Raw genomic sequence first — 17,451 nt, forward strand, 5'->3', positions numbered from 1 at the left:
TTTCGCAGCCGACCAATTGCCCGCCACGTGTGCCTCCCCCAGCCCACACCGCCGACAGCTTCCACCGCCAACCATCCTGAGGACCCGTCGCCACACCCCAGGCTCCCAGGGCCGAGGGTGTCCCTGCCCCTAGGCGAGGAGAGGCAGACGCGGTCCCGTGTCTGCCCGTGAGCAATCCTGAGCAGTGCAAGGCAGGAGCAAACGGCCCGCGGGGCCCCTCAGGCCGTCATCAGCGCGGCCAGGGCGCGGTCCATTGCGGTGTTGAGCTCTTCCGGTGTCAGCGGCAGGCGGGACTTGACGTCTCGGCTCCACTGGTCGGCGAGGACCTCGGCGGAGTCCGCTTCGACACCGTCGAGCGCCGCGTCGGCCAGGTCCGACGGAGCGATCTTGTCCACGGGCCAGCCCGCCGCCATGTCGGTGTCGGCCAGGCCGAGGTGTACCGCTGTGACGAGCGTGCCCTGCTCGGCGAGCTCCAGGCGGACGCCGTTGGTCATGGCCCAGGCGGCGGCCTTGGTCAGGTGGTAGGCGTTGGCGCCCTTGCCCCCGAACCACGACATGGCGGACAGGACGTTGACGATCGCGCCCCCGCCGTTCCTGGCGAGCGCCGGCGCGAACTCCCGGATCATTGCCAGGTGGCCGAACATGTTGGTCTCCAGCTCGTGCCGCACCGCGTCCAGCGAACCGGTGACCAGGTCGGTCCCCGTGCTGATCCCCGCGTTGTTGATGAGGAGCGAGACGTCCGGGGCGGCCGCGGCGGCGGCCCTCACGGATGCGGGATCAGTGATGTCGAGGGGCAGCACCTCCACCCCGGGCAGGTCCACGGTCTCCGGTCGGCGGGCCGTCGCGTAGACCTTGCGGGCGCCCCGTTCGAGCAGGCGCTGGGCGAAGGCGCGGCCCAGGCCGCGGTTGGCTCCGGTGACAAGGGCGACGGAGTTGTTGATGTCCATGGCCAGTACGCTAAAACCTGACGCTAGCGTCAGAGGCAAGTGCTGATCGTCGGAGCCAGCGGTGAGAGGAATCACCATGACTGTCACAGCGGCCGCAGCCGAGCGGTTGATCCGCATCGGCGAGGTGGCACGAGGTGCCGGCGTCTCAGTGCGCGCCGTGCGCTACTACGAGCAGCAGGGGCTGCTCATCGCGGAGCGCAGCCCGTCCGGCCAGCGCCTGTACCGGCAGGACGCCATCCCCCTGGTCCGCTTCTTCCAGCAGATGTTCGCCGCCGGCCTCACCAGCCGGAGGATCACCGAACTCCTGCCGTGCTGGGACGCCGGGCACACCGACGCCGACCAGCGAGCCATGCTGCGAGCCGAGCGCGAGCGCATCCAAACCAAGATCGACGACCTTCAGGCCGCCCTGGACCACCTCGACAAGGTCATCGCGATCACGGACACGCATCCGTAGACGCGGTCTCGGCCAGACGTCTCATCAGCGAACTGACCTCGCTGTCCCGGTTGGGGCGATGAGGAGTCGTTGAGGGGGAACTGCTGTTGGACGCTGGATCCGCCGGTCGGGCTGTCGCCAGGTAGCGAGAAGGATGTCTCGGTTGCCGCAGACGTCAGGACATCAGTTCAAGGTCGTGTTCCCCACGTGGCTGACCAGATCACTGGCTGCTGACCGCAGTTGAGGGACCGTAGGGACTGACATCTCGGATGGGGTTGCTGCGTGCCCAAGAAGGTTTTTCATTAGGGACAGCGCAGCGCCCCCGGGCAGGGCCAGGGGGCGTTGTGCTGGTGGTGGTCAGTTGTGGGTGGGTGAGAGTTCGTCTGCGGTGGTGGGCTTGTCTGTCTGCTGGGTGGCGGCTGCTGCCGCGTTGGCTGCTTCGGCGAGTGCGTCGCGTTTGTCTGTGCTGACTTTTTCCATCAGGAGGGTCAGCACGGTCGCTACGACGAGGATGCCCGCGGCGACGTAGATACCCGTCGCGAAGCCGTCGGCCAGTGCGGATGCGGGGGCTGTTCCCTCGTGGATCTTGTCCTCTACTGAGCGCAGGGCGAGGGGGACCATGGTGGCCAGGCCGAGGGCGGCGCCTACTTGCTGCATGGCGGTCTGGGTGCCGGAGGCCAGGCCGGCGTCCTGGCCGGTGACCTGGTGGAGTGCTCCGTTGATGAGGGCGGGGTATCCGACGGCGTTGAAGAAGCCGAACAGGACGAGTCCGGGGAGCACTCCGCTGGTGTAGGCGGCGTCGGGGGAGAGTCCGCTGCCGGCGACGACCAGGGCGACGGCGCTGCCGAGGAAGGCGATGAATGCGACTGCCTTGACGCCGATGCGGGGCATCAGGGCGGTGGACAGGCTCATGCCGGCGCCCATCGCGATGGTGAGGGGGATGTAGGAGAGTCCGATCTCCAGGGGTGTGTAGTGGAGGGTCCCGCCGAGGTAGAGGGTCAGCAGGAAGACGTAGGTGTGGAATCCCGCGAGCATGGCCATGCTCGCGACGTTGGATGTCACGCGCGTGCGGTTGGCGAAGAAGCGCAGCGGGATCATCGGGTCGGGTGTGCGGGCTTCCCAGGCGACCAGGAAGATCAGCAGGCCGATGCCGCCGAGGAGCGGCACCAGGACCGTGGAGGAGCCCCATGAGTGGTCGGCGGCCTCCAGCAGGCCGTAGACCACGGCGACCAGGCCTCCGGTGGCGCTCAGTGCGCCGACGACGTCGATGCGCTGGCCTGCGCGGACCATCTTGGACTCGCCCAGCACCCGGGGCACCGCCAGCAGTGCCCACAGCACGACGGGGATGTTGATGAAGAAGATCCAGCGCCAGTCCACCAGGTCGGTGACCGTGCCGCCGATGACGGAGCCGAGTGCTCCGCCGAGGGCTGCCATGCCGCCCCAGATGCCGAGCGCCTTGGTGCGTTCACGGGCGTCGGGGAAGAGCACCGGGATCATGCCGAGTGCTGCCGGGCCGGCCAGGGCCTCGCCGAGACCCTGGACGAACCGGCCGCCGATCAGCATCCAGGGTTCGGTCGCGAGTCCGCATGCGGCCGAGGCCAGTCCGAAGATCAGCACGCCGGTCATGAAGACCCGTCGGCGGCCGAGGAGATCGGCGAGGCGGCCGCCGAGCAGGAGGAAACCACCGGCGGTGAGTACATAGGCGTTGACGACCCACGCAAGGTTCTGATCGGAGAAGTGCAGATCAGTCTTGATCTGGGGCAGCGCGATGTTCACCACGGTGACGTCCATGATGAGCATGAACTGCATCGCGGTCAGTACGCCCAGTGCGATCCATCGCCGCGGATCGCCACCGGCCTGGTGGCCGGCCCCGCCTGTCGAGTCTTTGGCTACGGTACTCATACCTACGTAGTTCCTCCGATTGGTGTCGAGCGGCTCGCGCGGCAGAGGATTTCGCGACGGTAGAGCGGGTTCGCGCCTGCGGAAATAGGGACCTCAACGCCGAAGGACGGGACCTGGCATACGGCATCAGTGTCGCGCGGGCCGCTCAATGCCCACTTGATGTCTGCTTGAGCTACTCGGCTGCGTGCCGCCGCCTGGGCACGGTCATGCGAGCTTGGTCGCGGAGAGGATCGCCTGGACGGGGATGACGTCCGGCGGGACCTCGGAGGCGTCCTTGGTGACCGCCTGCGTCACCTTGAACCCGGCCTGTTCCAGCAGACTCTGATACACCGACAGTTTCTGTGGACCGCCCTGGCCCATCGCGGCACCGAGGAAGAACGCCGGGAAGAAGTCGACGTTGTAGTTGTCGCTCTCCCGGATGTCCTCCGGATACACCGGCACCAGAATGTGGATCAGGCCCCCGACATCCAGCGAGTCATAGACGCCCTGAAGGATTTTGAGGACGTTGCCCGCGTCGAACATGTCCAGGAAATGCTTGATCAGCACGACGTCGAATCCCTCGGGGATCCCGTCGAAGACATTGCCGCCGATGAACGACAGATGCTCCTCAAGCCCCTCCGCCCGGAAGTTCGCCAGCGCCCTGGACTCCTTGTCCGGCAGATCGAAGGTCGTCACCGACAGACCCTCGGACCCCTTGTGCCGGTACGTGTGGATCGCCCCAAGCCCCGTGTTCCCGGCGACATCGAGGACCCGCGCACCGGCCGGAACATCGATGTTGGCGAAGAACCACGGATCGATGTTCGCCGTCACCGTGTTCATCAACTTCAGCCAGGAATCGTTCAGATCCTGGTGATCGGCCACCGCGTCGTACAGGGTGCCCTCGGCGCCGTAGAGCTCCTTCAGGCCGACGACCGTGCCGGTCCGCACCGACTCGGTGAGGTAGAACAGCTGCCGCAGCGCCGTCACCTTGATCAGGTTCATGTACGCCAGCGCACGCTTCAGGTCGCTCTCGGCGACGTGTGCCAGGGCGTCCAGGGTGTAGGTGCCGGAGTCCTGGTCCTGGGCGATGAAGCCCTCCTTGACCAGCAGAAACAGCAGCTGCTCCACGGCGTCCGGCTTGGCGCCCACGGCTTCGCCGAGTTCGGTGGCGGTCTGGGCGGGCTTGTCCCGGAGGCGGTCGATGATGCCGAGTTCGAAGACGGAGAGCAGGGTCATGAACCGCGAGGGGCCCACCATGTATTCGCGAAACCGTGCGAGGGTGGCTTGTGACGTCATTTCAGTGATCCCTTCCGATTTTCTGGTTCCGGTTGAGCTTTAACTGATGACGGCCACATTTAAGGGGGGTCCATGGGGCCGAGCCCATTGCTGCTTTGCTTCCGGCAGTTCGGTTATCCGATGTCGGAGACCAGCAGGACGTTCTCCACGTGGGGCTTCCATTTGTAGAACGACTGCAGCTTGTGGTACTCGCCGGAGGGCGTCGCGGCGATCGCGTAGACGAACTGGGGTTCCGCGGTGAGGGACGGTGCTTCTCGCACGTAGCGCTCGATTTTCGGTTCGATGCGTACGGGGAGCGTCATGGGATCCTGGGTCATGGCGGCGATGGTGATCCGTTCCACGCGCGGGGAGTTCCAGCTGAGGGTGGCGTAGATGCCGAAGGCCTGTGTGCACAGGCTCAGCAGCCGTTCGGTCGGTTCGGGCAGTCCGGCGTCGCGCAGGATCGACCGGATGCCGTCGGCGGTGAACGTCTGGGCCGGTGCGGCGCCGAAGTACAGGTTCAGGGTCTGCTGCGGGTAATCGATCCCGATCAGGCTCACACGGTCGGCCAGGCCGTAGCGCTGGAAGTAGTCCAGGTGGGCTGCCACGCTGGGGGGCATCGATTCCAGGTGGATCAGGTCGGACAGTGACTGGAGCGCGTCCGTCGGGAAGAACGACCAGGTCTTGGTGAAGCCGGCGACCACGCCGAAGTCGATGCCGCTGCTCTCCACCGGGAAATCGCGGTGGAGTTCACCGAGCAGGCTTCCTGACGGGTGCGTCGGCTTCTCGATCAGGCCGCGTTCCACGGCCACGGCCAGGGGGTCGACGCTTTTCGGGATGCTCGCTATGCGGCAGTCGAGGTCTCCGTCGTTGCGTGCCCATGTCGACACCCGGAAGGCGATGATGGCCTGCGCGATGCTGTCCTCGAACGCGGCCAGGATCGGGTGGATCCGTTCCCGTGAGCAGGGCACGTCCAGCAGTCCGGCCGTCTCCTCGATGGCTGAATACAGGTCCGCCAGTTCTGTGGTGTTCGACATACATTCCTGCGCTTTCCATGCTGGGCACGGCCGGAAGGGGAGGGAGGGTGGAAGGGGGCGGAGGGGCTCAGCCGACGAGGTAGCGCTGGATCGTGGGGGCGACGAGCTTGACGACGTCCTCCACGGGGAGCGACGCGATGGGCTCCAGGCGCACCATGTAGCGCAGTGTCATCAGGCCCCAGACCTGGGCCTGTGCCGCGTTGATGTTCTGCGGCGGCACGCCGAGGAGATCCGCGAGCTGCTGGAGGTCGGGGGTCTCGCTCGCCCCGAGTACCTTGCCCAGCTGCTTGAACAGCTCCGACCTCGGGGTGGACATGAAGGCGCGCATGGTGGCCTTCTCGTCCTCGCTGTTCATCGAGGCGGCCATCTGGGCCAGCAGGTGCACCCGCGCCTCGGGGTTCTCCCACAGGGCGAGGGACGCCCGCAGGACGCCTTCGCCCAGGTGGTCGAGAGGTCCGGAGAGCGACGCCCCCGCGGCTTCGCCGACCGCTCCCCCGAGTGCTTCCAGGGTCGCTGTGGTCTGGTTGGCTTCCGACATGTCTCCTCCAGTGACAGACGCAGACCCGTGACGGGTGAACTCTGCGACTGCGCTCGCCATTTGGTGGTAGTTCGCCATCATCACGCGTCTTTGGCCGAAAACAGCTAGAGGCGGACTGGACCGGCATAAACGGAAAAAAGGCTCCCGCTTCGCCGGGGAAGCCGGCGAAGCGGGAGCCTGGGAAGGTCTTGGAGGGGCGAGGTCAGACGGCTGGTACGCCTTCGAAGATCAGGATCCTGCCCCTGGTGTTGCGGACGCGCAGCGGGACGATCTCCTGGTAGGCCGGGGAGTCGTACCAGCGCTGAGCCGCCTCCGCCGACGGGAACTCGATCACGCCGGTGAAGGCCTTGCTCTCGCCCTCCAGAACCTGCCAGGGGGCACCTCGGACCAGGTAGCGGCCGCCGTGCGGCTCGATCGTGGAGACCAGTTCGGCGCTGTACCTCGCCACCATCTCGGGGTCGCCGGTGAGTTCGGCTTCGGCTATGACGTAAGCGGTCATGTCTCGTCCTCGTGGGTCGCGAACGCGCCCGGCCCGCCAGCGGGTGCTGGCGGGCCGGGCGCGTGGGATGTCTGGAAGAAAGAGGCCTGACTAGGAGCGGGTGGCCAGGGGGGTCTCGGCGGGAGTCGTCGTCAGTGACCTGGCCTTGTGGGTCAGGGCAGAGAAGGACAGCAGGGCGAAGGCCACCAAGGACGCGATGGTGCGTACCGCGTGGCTCGTCTGCCATTCGTCTCGGACGTCTGCCCAGTCCGACGGAGGGGCCGTGACCGTCCAGTCCTTCTGGTCCGCGTTGATCGGAAGGTTCACCACGATCGTCAGGATCAGGATCAGGAGGAACAGCGCCAGGGCCGCCAGGGGCAGGTAGAGGGTGGGGCCCTTCGCCTTCCAGGCGCCTGTCACCAGGATCGCCGTCGCGATGATCGTGGGGATCAGGGTGGCTGAGGCCAGAGTGTCCAGGGAGTCGAGTTCTACCTGACGGACCTGGGTGTAGACCTTGCCGTCGTAGTCGCGCAGGGAGGTCTCCAGGACCATCACGCAGACCAGGAATCCGGTGAAGACTCCGCCGAAGAGCAGGCCTATCCAGCGTGCGGTCGTGAACAGCGGACCTTGCTTCATTCGTCACTCCAGGGCGGCTGTGGGGTGGTGTCGCTGGCGCTCACTCCGTCAGGCTTCCACAGGTCTGGTCGAGTCCCGGTGGAGATTTCAGGCGGCTGCCGTCTTGGCCTGGGGGGCCTCGCCCGACTGCCAGACGAGGTCGAAGTCGAAGCGGTGGATGCGCCAGCCGTGGGGGGTGCGGCGGGCTTCGGCCTCATAGTGGCCGCCGATGGTGAAGTCGGCTGCCGGCCGGTCGGCCTGGCGGACGTGTACGGCCATCAGGTGAGCGGCCACGCGGGCCTCGTCGCCGTCCAGGTCGACGGTGTGGTTGGCGCTGATGTGGTGGGTGCGGGCGAAGGTCGTACGGGCCATCTGCTGGAAGTCCGCCAGACCCTCCAGGCCCTTGAACTCGCCGAAGGGGAAGGTGAGATGGACGTCCTCGGTGAAGATCTTGTCCAGCCAGGCGTCGCTGCCGCGGTCCTTGTCGAGGTGGTGGACGTAGCGGTCGCAGAGCTGGGTGAGCTCCAAGCGGTCGTTGAGGAGCTGTAGTTGGCGGTGCAGGGTTTCCAAGCCGGCCTCAGGCTGGGCTGTAGGCATCTTCTAGTCCTTCTCTAGTGAGGCGTGCGGGTCAGGCTGCTCGTTGGAACTGGATGCTGCGCCAGGCTCGGGGCTGGAACGGGGTGGGCTGCTGGCGGTGCCAGCGGGCCGCCGTGGGTGGTCGGCGGACCTCCGCGGGGTCGGGCGGCGCGCTCATCAGGCGCTGGTGCAGGACCGCTATCACCGCGGCCAGTTCCTCGGGGGTCGGGTTGCCTCGCTCGATCTTCAGCTCGAGAGGTGTCATCGGTGGCCCTTTCACTGGGGTGGGGTGCCGTGTTTGCGGCGGGGCAGGGACGCGTCCTTCGCGGCGAGCATCCTCAGGGCGCTGATGAGTGACAAGCGGGTGTCGGCCGGGTCGATGACGTCGTCCACCAGACCGCGTTCGGCCGCGTAGTACGGGTGGACCAAGTTGCGCTTGTACTCGTCGATCTTCTGGGCGCGCATCTCTTCCGGGTTGTCCGCTGCTGCTATCTCTCGGCGGAAGACCACGTTCGCCGCGCCTTCCGCGCCCATCACCGCTATCTCGTTCGTCGGCCAGGCCAGGGCCACGTCCGCGCCGATCGAGCGGGAGTCCATGACGATGTACGCGCCGCCGTACGCCTTGCGGAGCACCACCGAGACCCTGGGGACCGTGGCGTTGCAGTAGGCGTACAGGAGTTTCGCGCCGCGGCGGATGATGCCCTCGTGTTCCTGGTCCACGCCGGGCAGGAAACCGGGGACGTCGACGAGGGTGACCAGGGGGATGTTGAAGGCGTCGCAGAACTGGACGAAGCGTGCGCCCTTTTCGCTGGCCTTGATGTCGAGGACGCCGGCCATGGAGGCGGGCTGGTTGGCGACGATGCCGACCGTGCGGCCGTCGAGGCGGGCGAAGGCGCACACGATGTTGGGGGCCCAGGCGGCGTGGACCTCCATGTACTCGCCGTCGTCGACCAGTTCCTCGATCACGGTGCGGATGTCGTAGGAGCGGTTGCCGTCCGCGGGGACCGTGTCCAGGAGGGTGGGGCAGCTGCGGTCGGCGGGGTCCTCGGTGAGGGTCTCCGGGGGGAGTTCGCGGTTGTTGGCCGGGAGCATCGAGATCAGGTAGCGGACCTCCGCTATGCAGGTCTCCTCGTCGTCGTAGACGAAGTGGGCGACTCCGGAGGTGGCGGCGTGGACGTCCGCGCCGCCCAGGCCGTTCTGCGTAATCTCCTCGCCCGTCACCGCTTTCACCACGTCGGGGCCCGTGATGAACATCTGGGAGATCTCCCGGACCGTGAAGACGAAGTCGGTGAGGGCGGGGCTGTACGCGGCTCCGCCCGCGCACGGGCCCAGCATCACGCTGATCTGCGGGATGACGCCGCTGGCCTGGGTGTTGCGGCGGAAGATGCCGCCGTAGCCGGCCAGGGCCGAGACGCCTTCCTGGATGCGGGCTCCCGCGCCGTCGTTCAGGGAGACCAACGGGGCGCCTGCCGCTATGGCCATGTCCATGATCTTGTGGATCTTGGTGGCGTGGGCCTCGCCGAGGGCGCCGCCGAAGATGCGGAAGTCATGGGCGTAGACGAAGATTGTGCGGCCGTCGACGGTGCCCCAGCCGGTGACGACGCCGTCGGTGTAGGGCCTCTTGTCCTCCAGGCCGAAGCCGGTGGCCCGGTGGCGGCGCAGGGCCTCGATCTCGGTGAAACTGCCCTTGTCGAGGAGGAGGGCGATGCGTTCGTGGGCCGTCAACTTGCCCTTGGCGTGCTGGCGTTGGGTGGCGGCGGGGTCGGGGCCTTCGAGGATGCGGTCTTTGATCTCCTTCAGTTCCAGCGTCGCCGCGGTGGACGGTGTGGTGTGCATGGCCATCACTCCCAGTTGGGGCAGACCTGCCGCTCGGCGGCGATCCGTTCGGTGGCGTCGTCGGTGTAGAGGCACTCGGTCGGCAGGCGGCGGGCGAGGATGTCGGGTGGGGCGGTGTCGGCGGGGGCCGCGATGGCGACGGCCGCCACGTGGGCGGGGCAGCTGGGCATGTTCTCGATGCGCCAGCCCCTGGGGCGGGCGGGGGCGTCCGGGTCGGTGCGCTCGCCCAGGTAGTCGGAGTTCAGTTCGCGACCCAGACCGGTGCCCAGGCCCTTGAAGTAGGCCTCCTTGCGGGTCCACAACCGGCCGAAGGCCAGGGGCTGTTCGGCGTCGGGCAGGGCCCGCAGTTCCCGCTGTTCCTCCGGGTGCAGCTCGGGCAGGCAGAGCTCTACGGTCTCCTGCGTGGGCACGCGCTGGACGTCCACTCCCAGGGGGGCGTCCGCGATGCTGATCAGGGCGATGCCGTGGCTGTGGGAGAGGGAGAAGTGCAGGCCGGTGCCGTGCAGGACGGGGCGGCCGTGCGGGCCGCCGCAGCAGGGGCAGGTGTCCCGGCCCAGCGGGAGCTCGGCGGGCGGGATGCCGGTGTAGGCGGTCAGCAGGCGGCGCAGCGCGATGTGCGCCATCAGGTAGGTGAGGCGGTCCAGGGGGCGTACGAAGGCCGCCGCCCGTTCTCGTTCACGGTCGTCCAGTTCGCTGGTGACCATGTGCTCGGGGTGGTCACCCGCCCATTCGGTGCCGATCACCCACAGATGGATCTGGCGGGTGTCGACGGTCAGCCGGGGGGCCTTGCGCAGGAGTGGGGCGGTGGTGCGCGCTGGGCTCATCGTGCCGTCCCGTAGGCGGGTGCGGACACCGACTCGGCCAGCAGGGCGGCGATCTCGCCGACCGTGTCGTCGCGCAGCAGGTCGTGGGTCTTGATCCGGACGTCGAGCTCGTCCTCCAGGCGGCGCTTGAGGCACAGCGCGGTCAGGGAGTCCACGCCGAGGGCGCGCAACGGCCGGTCGGGGCCGACCCGGTGGGCCGGGGGCACGTCGAGGACGTGGGCCAGTTCCCGGCAGAGCCAGGAGACGATCGTCCGGGTGCGGGCGTCGAGGTCCATGGCGCGCAGCGCGGACGGTGCGGGTGGCCGTACGAACAGCGGGGTGCTGGTGTGGTTCATGGACTGGTCGCTTCCGTCGAGGGGGGCGCGGGGCGGTGGTGTGTGTGTGGGGGTGGGGGGTTGGGCTGTCAGGCGGCCGCGGGCAGGGGCACGGGGGTGCCGGTGACCGCGTGCCCTGCGAGGCACTCCTCGAGGAAGGCGAGGGCGCGCAGGTGGTAGGTGTGGGCGGTCCAGCCGAGGCTGATGTTGTGGCCGGCCTGCGGCAGGCGTTCCACCAGGACGCGGGGTGCGCGCGGCAGCAGGCCGGCCAGTTCGGTCAGGGTGTGCTCGTCGTGGCGCCACCACTTCTCGTGCTCGGCGAACGTGAACCGGACGGGGACGTGGACGCGGGCGGCGACCGAGGTGAACCGGGCGGGCCAGGACCGGACTTCGGCGCGTTCCCGCTCGGGCATGGGCGCGACGGGACAGGTGCGGAACGTGTCGGGCGGGTACAGGCGCAGAGCGCCCCAGTTGTGTTTCCAGTGGCCCTGGCCGCCGGCCGAGGGCAGGTCGTCGGCCGGTACGGCCAGGCGGTGGCCCAGGCCTGAGATGTCCAGGCCGAGCAGGGGCGCCGGGAGGCCGTCCGCGGCACAGGTGAGGGCGAGTTTGCCGCCGTAGGAGTGGCCGAGGACGAAGACGCCGGCGCCCAGGTCGTGTGTCTGCGCGTAGTCGGCGAGGGCCGTGCGGACCGTGGCCGACTGTTCGGCGAGGGTCTGGCCCGTCGGCAGGGCGGGTGTGGAGGCGCCGTAGCCGGGGCGGTCCAGGGCCAGGACCGTGTAGCCCAGGCGGGCGCCGAGGGTGAGCAGGGACTGGCCGGGGTGGGCCCGGGCGTCGAAGTAGCCGGCCGTCATGCCGCCGCCGTGCAGGGCGAGGACGGTGGCGCGGGGGGTGTCGGTGGGTGGGGTGGTGAGGAGGGCGGAGAGGGGGATGCCCGCCGCGTCGAGCGTGATGCGGCGGGGTCCGGGCGGGGCGTCGGCTGTCGGGCACGCCCCGCCCGATGGTGGGAGGTCCACGGTCACTCCGTACTCCTCGATGTGCTGTCATCCGGGTCGCCGAACCAGCGGTGCAGTGCGGTGCGCAGTCCTGTCGGGTCCGGGGTGGTGCCGGTGGCCCAGGCGATGTAGCCGTCGGGGCGGACCAGGAGGGCGGTGGTGGCTGTCAGGACGGGTTCCGTCTCCTGCGGGCGGACCGTCGCCGTCGTCACCCGGTCCTGCCAGGGGGCTGCCGCCTCCCGCAGGGACGGGTCGTCGGTGAGGTCGATCAGGACACCGCGGGCCGGGTGCAGGAGTTCCATCGTGGTCGTGGGGCCCTCGGCGCCGGTGAGGGTGCGCGGGGGCAGGCGGCGGCCCAGGAGCGGGTGGGTGCCCTCGCCGACGTCGTAGCGGACGTCGAGGCCGGAGACCAGGCCGGACAGGTGGCGCTTGACGTCGTCGTACTGGATGAGCTCACCCATCAGCTCGCGCAGCGGGCTCATCTCGGGGCCGCCGACGAAGAGCATGCCCTGGGCGTGGGTGTTCATCAGGAGGCGGGCGCCGGCCGCGTGACGCTCGCTGTGGTAGCTGTCGAGGAGGCCGATGGGGGCGCGGCCGCGGACCTCGGCGGCGAGCTTCCAGCCGAGGTTGGCGGCGTCCTGGACGCCGGTGCTCAGGCCCTGGCCGCCCGCCGGGAGGTGGACGTGGGCGGCGTCGCCGGCGAGGAGGATGCGGCCGCGGCGGTACTCGGTGACCTGGCGGGTGGCGTCGGTGAAGGAGCTGACCCAGTGGGCGGTGCCGGCGCTGATGTCCTCGCCGGTGATGTGCTGCCAGGCGTCGGCGACCTCCGTGAAGCTCACCGAGCGCTCGCGTTCGCGGCCGGGTTCGACGTCGGGGACGACGATGATGCGGTCCACGCCGTCGCCGAGCGGGGCGGCCATCACCATGCCGCCGGGCAGGCGTTCGCCGAGGAAGCGCGGGCGCAGGTCGCAGCCGGCGACGTCGGCCAGGTACATGGTGCGGGTGGCGTCCGTGCCGGGGAAGGAGAACCCTGCCGCCCGCCGCACCGGGCTGCTGCCGCCGCCGCAGCCCACCAGGTAGGGGGCGGTGAGGCGTTGGACGCCCTGCGGGGTGGCGACGGTGATCTCGACGTGGTCGCCCTTCTCGTCGAGTTCGAGGAACTCCCAGCCGCGCCGGATGTCCGCGTCCAGCGAGATCGCCCAGCGTTCCAGGACGTCCTCGGTGTGCGACTGCGGGACGCCGCGGGCCCCGAAGTGGGCGTCCTCAAGGACGGTGTAGTCGAACTGCACGCCGCCGAAGTGGCCCATGGGGGCCTTCTCCAGGTCCCCGAACCACGGCAGCAGGCCGCGCTGTTCGAAGACCTCCATGGCGCGTGCGGTGAAGCCGAGCCCGCGGGACTGGCCGGTGGGCCGCTCCAGGCGTTCCACCACGACGACGTGGGCGCCGCCCAGGCGCAGTTCCCCGGCGAGCATCAGACCGGTCGGGCCGGCCCCGACGATGATGACGTCGGCGTCCATGGTCTCTCCTCTCCCCTACTCGTGAGTGGTGGTCAGCCGAACAGTTGGGCGATGTGCTCGGGCGCTTTGGTGCGGCCCCAGTCCAGGGCCTGGCCGAGCAGTTCCCGCGTGGCCTCGAAGCACTTGTTGTCCGGGTCGCCGAGCGCGAACGGCTCCGGCAGGAACTTCGACTCCCGCAACTGCTCGAAGAGCAGCTCGGCGGCCTCGCCCGGCTCCAGTCCCCCGGCCTCGACGGCCTGGCAGGTCGTGCGGGTCAGGGTGAGCAGGGAGCTGATGTCCTCGCCGACCGGTGCGGGCAGACCGGGGGTGGTGGTCTTCTCCAGGTCCTTGAGGATCTGGTCGTCCTTGTGCTCCATGAAGCGGCGGTACGCCCGCTCGACGGTCATCGTCGGCATGATGCTGGTCGACTCCCACACCCGCGTGACCGCGTTCCACAGGTCGTAGTGCTTGAAGCCGACGAAGGAGCTGTAGACGAGGTCGTCGTGGACGTCGTACAGGCCCTGCTGGAGGCGGTCGATGTACTCGAAGCGCTCGGTGGACCAGTCGCCGTCCTTGGTGGCCTCTATCAGGCGCCAGGCCAGGGAGTTGACGACCTCCAGGGTGTTGGTCAGACCTCGGGAGTACAGCGCGTCGATGAAGCCGGCGGCGTGCGCGGTCAGGCAGTAGCGTTCGCCGACCGTGCTGGAGGAGGAGTACTGGAGGCGGCCGGTGGCGACCCAGGGGCGGACGGCGCGGGCGTCGGTGAACTGCTCGGCGATCTGCGGGAACTTCTCCAGGAACTCGTCGAACTCCTGCTGCGGGGTGAGATCTTGGGACCTCGGGAACTTCCGCTCGTCCAGGGTGAGGCCCACGCTGCACAGCGGGCTGATCGCGCCGTCGTGGTTGTCGAAGGGGATGACCCACAGCCAGCCGCCGTCGAAGACGTGGTGCAGGGTGCCGTGGTGCCAGGGGCTGGGCTGCTTGTGCGCGGCGGCGGAGGGGGCGTCGTCGTAGGCGGTGACGCCGACCATGTGGGTGAACAGGGTGCGGGAGTGGTGGCGGGCGCGGGTGGGTTCCTCGCGCAGCCCGAAGGCGTCGGCGACCGGGGAACGGAAGCCGCTGCCGTCGACGAGGTACTCGGCGTGGTATTCGGTGCCGTGGGCATCGCGCAGGACCGCTCCGTCGGGGCCGGTCTCTATGTCGGTGATGCGGGTGCCGAGCAGCGGGGTCGCGCCGTGCTTGACGGCCAGGTGGAACAGGTAGGCGTCGGTGTCCTGGCGGAACAGGTGGCTCTCGGTGCGCTGCCACTCCGGGACGACGAGCTGGTTGATCTCGTCGGGGTTCTGGTCCTGGCCCTCGCGGTGGTAGACGAAGCCGAAGTTCTGCTTGCGGCCGCTCATCGGGGAGACGTGGTCCTGGATGCCGCGGAAGCTGGCCATGTGCACGATCTCGGGGACGTCGTAGCGTTCGCCGACTATGCGGGTCATCGCGGAGGTGTACGGGATCGTGGACTCGCCGACTGCGAAACGGGGGTGGGTGCCGGCGTCGATGAGGAGCACCTTGACGCCGTTGCGGGCGAGGACCGCGCCGAGCATGCCGCCGGCCATGCCCGCGCCGAGGATGGCCACGTCGTAGCGCTCTTGCGGCGCGGGGGCTTTCGTGTTCATGGGGTCGCCCTTCGGGGAGTGGTTGGTGGCCTCGGCTTCGCCTTCGGCCTTTGGGGTCCCGCCCGCACCACCCGTGCGGGTTGTGGATTCGGGTGCGGGTGGCCCTTGTGGGGCGGAATCGCCGTTGGCGGCTGCCGGTTCGGGGGTGGTCATGGGGGTGCCGAACCAGTGGGTCAGGGCCTCCGGCAACGGGGTGTCGCTCGCGGATGTCCAGGCGATGTGGCCATCCGGGCGGAGGAGGAGGGCGTCTGTGGCGGGGAGGTCGGCTGTGGCGGTGAGTGTGGTGACGTAGTCCGACCAGGGGGCCGCCTGCTTGTGGAACCGGGTGGCCTTCGGCGTCAGGAGGAGGAGCACCGGGCGTGCCCGGTGTAGCAACTCCGTTGTTGTGTACTGGTGGTGACCTACCGTCAGGTTCGTGTTCGGTAGGCGTACGCCCTCGTCGCCGTAGCTGATGTCCAGGCCCGCGATCATCGAGGCCAGGTGGGTGCGGACCCTTTCCGAGCTCAGGAGTTCGGTGAACAGGGTCCTGGTCGAGTGGGATTCCGGGCCGCCCAGGAGCAGTTGGGACTGGACCTTGATGTTGGCCAGGACGCGGCGGCCCACCTCGTGGCGTTCGGTGTGGTAGGTGTCCAGCAGGTCGGCCGGGGTCCTGCCCGTCGCTACCGCGGACAGTTTCCAGCCGAGGTTCACCGCGTCCTGGAGGCCGAGGTTGAGGGCCTGGCCGCCGATGGGCATCTGGCGGTGGGCTGCGTCGCCGGCGAACAGGATGCGGTCGTGGCGGTAGGCCGACAGTTGGCGGTTGGCGTCGCCGAAGGAGTTCACCCACAGCGGGGTGCCTGACGTGATGTCCTCTCCTGTTACGCGTTGCCAGACCTCGCAGACCTCCGCGAAGTCCGGTTCCGTGGTGCGGAGTTGGGCCTCGCGGCCGAACTCGTGGACCATCACTCGGGTGACGCCGTCGCCGCGACGGGCGGCCACCGCCATGCCGGCGGGAAGGCGCTCGAAGCGGCGGTTCAGGATGTCGATGCCCGCCACGTCCGCGCGCAGCAGTTCGCGGTGGGCGTCCTCGCCGGGGAAGTCGGCGTCCAGCAGACGGCGTACGGTCGAGTTCTCGCCGTCGCAGCCCACCAGGTACGCCGCCCGGATCCGTACCGGCCCGCCGGGACCAGCGGCCACCGCCTCCACGCCCTCGCCGGTGGTGCGCAGGGCGCGCAGGGTGTGGCGCCGCTTGATGCGCGCGCCCAGGCCGGCCGCCCAGTCCTGGAGCAGGCGTTCGGTCTCGGTCTGCGGGACCTTCCACTGACCGGGGTGGGTGCTGGGCAGGGTCAGGTCCAGGGGGATGCCGCCGAAGTGTCCGCGCACCTCGCACGGCGGGGTGCCGAAGGCCTTGAGCAGGCCCCGGCTGTCGAGGATCTCCATGGTGCGGGCGTGCAGGGTCGAGGCCCGTGACTCGGTGGTCGGGGCCTCGCGGGTCTCCAGTACGACGACGTCGGCGCCGCCGAGGCGGAGTTCACCGGCGAGCATCAGCCCGACCGGTCCCCCGCCCACGACGACGACGTCGGTGTCGAGTCGCCGGCCGACCATCGTCAGCGCTGGCTCTCGGCGTGGTCCTTGGCGTGGCCCAGGGTGGCGCGGCTGTTGGTGCTGAGCGCGCCGTGGACGTAGGCGCGGGCGTCGGCGACCGTGGCGTCCTCGCCCAGGATGCGGGCGATGTTCGCGGTGTTGAGGACCACGGTGTGCTGGGATGAGGCGGTCGTGGTGCCGTCGGCGGCCTCGGTGAACGTCCAGTAGCCGGTGTGCAGGGTCATCAGCGCGGGCAGCGTGACCTGCTTGTAGGCGATCTTGTGGTGCGGGAACGTCACCCGGTACGACTTGGTGGTGTGCGTGGAGCCGTCCTTGGCGCGGGTGTCCATCTCCAGGCTCTGGAGTCCGGGGGCGGGCTCCTCGAAGCGGACGGTGGCCACGTGCGGCAGCCGCTCGGGCCACAGACCGGCCTCGTTGACGAAGTCGTAGGCGTCCTTGGCGGAGCCGGCGATCGTGACGGAGTCCTCGAAGGAGAACGTGACGTCCTCGGTGGCGTGGGCGAGTTCAACGTTGGTCTTCAGTGCCGCGAGCTCCGAGCGGGAGTTGCGGTCGACGGCCTCGTCGATCCAGGCCAGGCCCTTGGGGTCGTCGTCGATGGCCCGGTAGTCGTGCAGAAGGCGCACCCGGGAGGTGGACTCGGTGAGCGGCTCGATGATCCAGGTGCCGCCCATCGCGGCGACCGGCGGGGTGGAGACCTCCTGGCGGAAGGTGATGACCTGGGCCTCGGCGTCCAGGGTGCGGCGCGAGGTCCAGTTCTTCGGCTCGCCGTTGGCGGTGGCCCAGATACGGATCCGCTCGCTGTCGCCGTCGGCCTCGACACGGTCGACGAAGATGGTGGGCGGGAAGATCCGCGGCCAGTTCTCCACCTCGGCGATCAGGCGGTAGATGGCCGCCGCGGGGGCGTCGATGTCGACGGTGTGCTCGACCTCGCGGAGTGTCATGGCTGAACTCCCTTCAG

At 69.1% G+C, this 17,451-nt stretch carries 17 protein-coding genes; 1 reads left to right on the forward strand and 16 read right to left on the reverse strand.

The features are described 5' to 3' along the window. Positions 1-218: 218 nt before the first annotated feature. Positions 219-947 carry an SDR family oxidoreductase gene (locus tag ACFY0U_RS39595; protein WP_388644420.1) on the reverse strand — a complete coding sequence of 243 codons (729 nt, stop codon included), beginning with the start codon at positions 945-947 and terminating at the stop codon, positions 219-221. Between the two features lie 76 nt (positions 948-1,023). Between ACFY0U_RS39595 and ACFY0U_RS39600 the strand changes: the two genes are divergently transcribed. Next, positions 1,024-1,401: a MerR family DNA-binding transcriptional regulator gene (locus tag ACFY0U_RS39600; RefSeq protein ID WP_388644422.1), complete on the forward strand. Its 378-nt coding sequence runs from the start codon at positions 1,024-1,026 to the stop codon at positions 1,399-1,401. A 336-nt stretch (positions 1,402-1,737) separates the two neighbouring features. Here the strand turns inward: ACFY0U_RS39600 and ACFY0U_RS39605 are convergent, their stop codons facing one another. The 15 genes from ACFY0U_RS39605 to ACFY0U_RS39675 all read right to left on the reverse strand — a co-directional run bounded on the left by ACFY0U_RS39605 (position 1,738) and on the right by ACFY0U_RS39675 (position 17,434). Further along, positions 1,738-3,282 carry an MFS transporter gene (locus ACFY0U_RS39605; protein WP_388644425.1) on the reverse strand — a complete coding sequence of 515 codons (1,545 nt, stop codon included), beginning with the start codon at positions 3,280-3,282 and terminating at the stop codon, positions 1,738-1,740. A gap of 204 nt (positions 3,283-3,486) precedes the next feature. Then, entirely contained in the window at positions 3,487-4,557 is a 1,071-nt protein-coding gene (locus ACFY0U_RS39610) for a methyltransferase (RefSeq protein ID WP_388644427.1), read from the reverse strand. Between the two features lie 113 nt (positions 4,558-4,670). Next, the gene (locus tag ACFY0U_RS39615; RefSeq protein WP_388644429.1) at positions 4,671-5,573 is read right to left on the reverse strand and encodes an aromatic prenyltransferase; all 903 of its coding nucleotides are present in this window, start codon (positions 5,571-5,573) and stop codon (positions 4,671-4,673) included. A gap of 67 nt (positions 5,574-5,640) precedes the next feature. Then, the gene (locus ACFY0U_RS39620; protein WP_388644432.1) at positions 5,641-6,111 is read right to left on the reverse strand and encodes a hypothetical protein; all 471 of its coding nucleotides are present in this window, start codon (positions 6,109-6,111) and stop codon (positions 5,641-5,643) included. 202 nt (positions 6,112-6,313) lie between these two features. Then, positions 6,314-6,610, reverse strand: coding sequence for a DUF1330 domain-containing protein (locus ACFY0U_RS39625; protein ID WP_388644434.1), 297 nt, complete (start codon positions 6,608-6,610; stop codon positions 6,314-6,316). A gap of 90 nt (positions 6,611-6,700) precedes the next feature. After that, positions 6,701-7,225, reverse strand: coding sequence for an anthrone oxygenase family protein (locus tag ACFY0U_RS39630; protein WP_388644436.1), 525 nt, complete (start codon positions 7,223-7,225; stop codon positions 6,701-6,703). Between the two features lie 87 nt (positions 7,226-7,312). Next, a complete protein-coding gene (locus tag ACFY0U_RS39635) occupies positions 7,313-7,801 on the reverse strand; it encodes a nuclear transport factor 2 family protein (protein ID WP_388644439.1) in 489 nt (162 codons plus the stop codon). Between the two features lie 31 nt (positions 7,802-7,832). Next, positions 7,833-8,045, reverse strand: coding sequence for an acyl-CoA carboxylase subunit epsilon (locus ACFY0U_RS39640; RefSeq protein WP_388644441.1), 213 nt, complete (start codon positions 8,043-8,045; stop codon positions 7,833-7,835). An 11-nt stretch (positions 8,046-8,056) separates the two neighbouring features. After that, a complete protein-coding gene (locus ACFY0U_RS39645) occupies positions 8,057-9,616 on the reverse strand; it encodes an acyl-CoA carboxylase subunit beta (protein WP_388644444.1) in 1,560 nt (519 codons plus the stop codon). A gap of 5 nt (positions 9,617-9,621) precedes the next feature. Continuing rightward, positions 9,622-10,440 (reverse strand): 4'-phosphopantetheinyl transferase family protein, encoded by an 819-nt coding sequence (locus tag ACFY0U_RS39650; protein WP_388644446.1) that lies wholly within the window; start codon positions 10,438-10,440, stop codon positions 9,622-9,624. Further along, on the reverse strand, positions 10,437-10,775 hold the full coding sequence (locus tag ACFY0U_RS39655) for an acyl carrier protein (RefSeq protein ID WP_388644449.1): 339 nt from the start codon (positions 10,773-10,775) through the stop codon (positions 10,437-10,439). The genes ACFY0U_RS39650 and ACFY0U_RS39655 overlap by 4 nt, the downstream gene beginning before the upstream one ends. Positions 10,776-10,843: 68 nt before the next feature. Continuing rightward, a complete protein-coding gene (locus ACFY0U_RS39660) occupies positions 10,844-11,767 on the reverse strand; it encodes an alpha/beta hydrolase (RefSeq protein WP_388644687.1) in 924 nt (307 codons plus the stop codon). A 2-nt stretch (positions 11,768-11,769) separates the two neighbouring features. Further along, positions 11,770-13,263 carry an FAD-dependent monooxygenase gene (locus ACFY0U_RS39665; RefSeq protein WP_388644450.1) on the reverse strand — a complete coding sequence of 498 codons (1,494 nt, stop codon included), beginning with the start codon at positions 13,261-13,263 and terminating at the stop codon, positions 11,770-11,772. A gap of 32 nt (positions 13,264-13,295) precedes the next feature. After that, on the reverse strand, positions 13,296-16,493 hold the full coding sequence (locus tag ACFY0U_RS39670) for an FAD-dependent monooxygenase (RefSeq protein WP_388644453.1): 3,198 nt from the start codon (positions 16,491-16,493) through the stop codon (positions 13,296-13,298). Between the two features lie 2 nt (positions 16,494-16,495). Further along, positions 16,496-17,434, reverse strand: coding sequence for an aromatase/cyclase (locus ACFY0U_RS39675; RefSeq protein ID WP_388644455.1), 939 nt, complete (start codon positions 17,432-17,434; stop codon positions 16,496-16,498). Between the last annotated feature and the right edge of the window lie 17 nt (positions 17,435-17,451).

Origin of the sequence: Streptomyces sp. NPDC001536 (genome assembly GCF_042894505.1) — a bacterium.
In the GTDB taxonomy this organism is placed as follows: Bacteria; Actinomycetota; Actinomycetes; order Streptomycetales; family Streptomycetaceae; genus Streptomyces.

Excerpts from the sequence above, each read along its gene's own strand:
- ACFY0U_RS39595 (WP_388644420.1), bottom strand. The coding sequence starts at position 947 with ATGGACATCAACAACTCCGTCGCCCTTGTCACCGGAGCCAACCGCGGC.
- ACFY0U_RS39600 (WP_388644422.1), top strand. The coding sequence starts at position 1,024 with ATGACTGTCACAGCGGCCGCAGCCGAGCGGTTGATCCGCATCGGCGAG.
- ACFY0U_RS39605 (WP_388644425.1), bottom strand. The coding sequence starts at position 3,282 with ATGAGTACCGTAGCCAAAGACTCGACAGGCGGGGCCGGCCACCAGGCC.
- ACFY0U_RS39610 (WP_388644427.1), bottom strand. The coding sequence starts at position 4,557 with ATGACGTCACAAGCCACCCTCGCACGGTTTCGCGAATACATGGTGGGC.
- ACFY0U_RS39615 (WP_388644429.1), bottom strand. The coding sequence starts at position 5,573 with ATGTCGAACACCACAGAACTGGCGGACCTGTATTCAGCCATCGAGGAG.
- ACFY0U_RS39620 (WP_388644432.1), bottom strand. The coding sequence starts at position 6,111 with ATGTCGGAAGCCAACCAGACCACAGCGACCCTGGAAGCACTCGGGGGA.
- ACFY0U_RS39625 (WP_388644434.1), bottom strand. The coding sequence starts at position 6,610 with ATGACCGCTTACGTCATAGCCGAAGCCGAACTCACCGGCGACCCCGAG.
- ACFY0U_RS39630 (WP_388644436.1), bottom strand. The coding sequence starts at position 7,225 with ATGAAGCAAGGTCCGCTGTTCACGACCGCACGCTGGATAGGCCTGCTC.
- ACFY0U_RS39635 (WP_388644439.1), bottom strand. The coding sequence starts at position 7,801 with ATGCCTACAGCCCAGCCTGAGGCCGGCTTGGAAACCCTGCACCGCCAA.
- ACFY0U_RS39640 (WP_388644441.1), bottom strand. The coding sequence starts at position 8,045 with ATGACACCTCTCGAGCTGAAGATCGAGCGAGGCAACCCGACCCCCGAG.
- ACFY0U_RS39645 (WP_388644444.1), bottom strand. The coding sequence starts at position 9,616 with ATGCACACCACACCGTCCACCGCGGCGACGCTGGAACTGAAGGAGATC.
- ACFY0U_RS39650 (WP_388644446.1), bottom strand. The coding sequence starts at position 10,440 with ATGAGCCCAGCGCGCACCACCGCCCCACTCCTGCGCAAGGCCCCCCGG.
- ACFY0U_RS39655 (WP_388644449.1), bottom strand. The coding sequence starts at position 10,775 with ATGAACCACACCAGCACCCCGCTGTTCGTACGGCCACCCGCACCGTCC.
- ACFY0U_RS39665 (WP_388644450.1), bottom strand. The coding sequence starts at position 13,263 with ATGGACGCCGACGTCATCATCGTCGGGGCCGGCCCGACCGGTCTGATG.
- ACFY0U_RS39670 (WP_388644453.1), bottom strand. The coding sequence starts at position 16,493 with ATGGTCGGCCGGCGACTCGACACCGACGTCGTCGTCGTGGGCGGGGGA.
- ACFY0U_RS39675 (WP_388644455.1), bottom strand. The coding sequence starts at position 17,434 with ATGACACTCCGCGAGGTCGAGCACACCGTCGACATCGACGCCCCCGCG.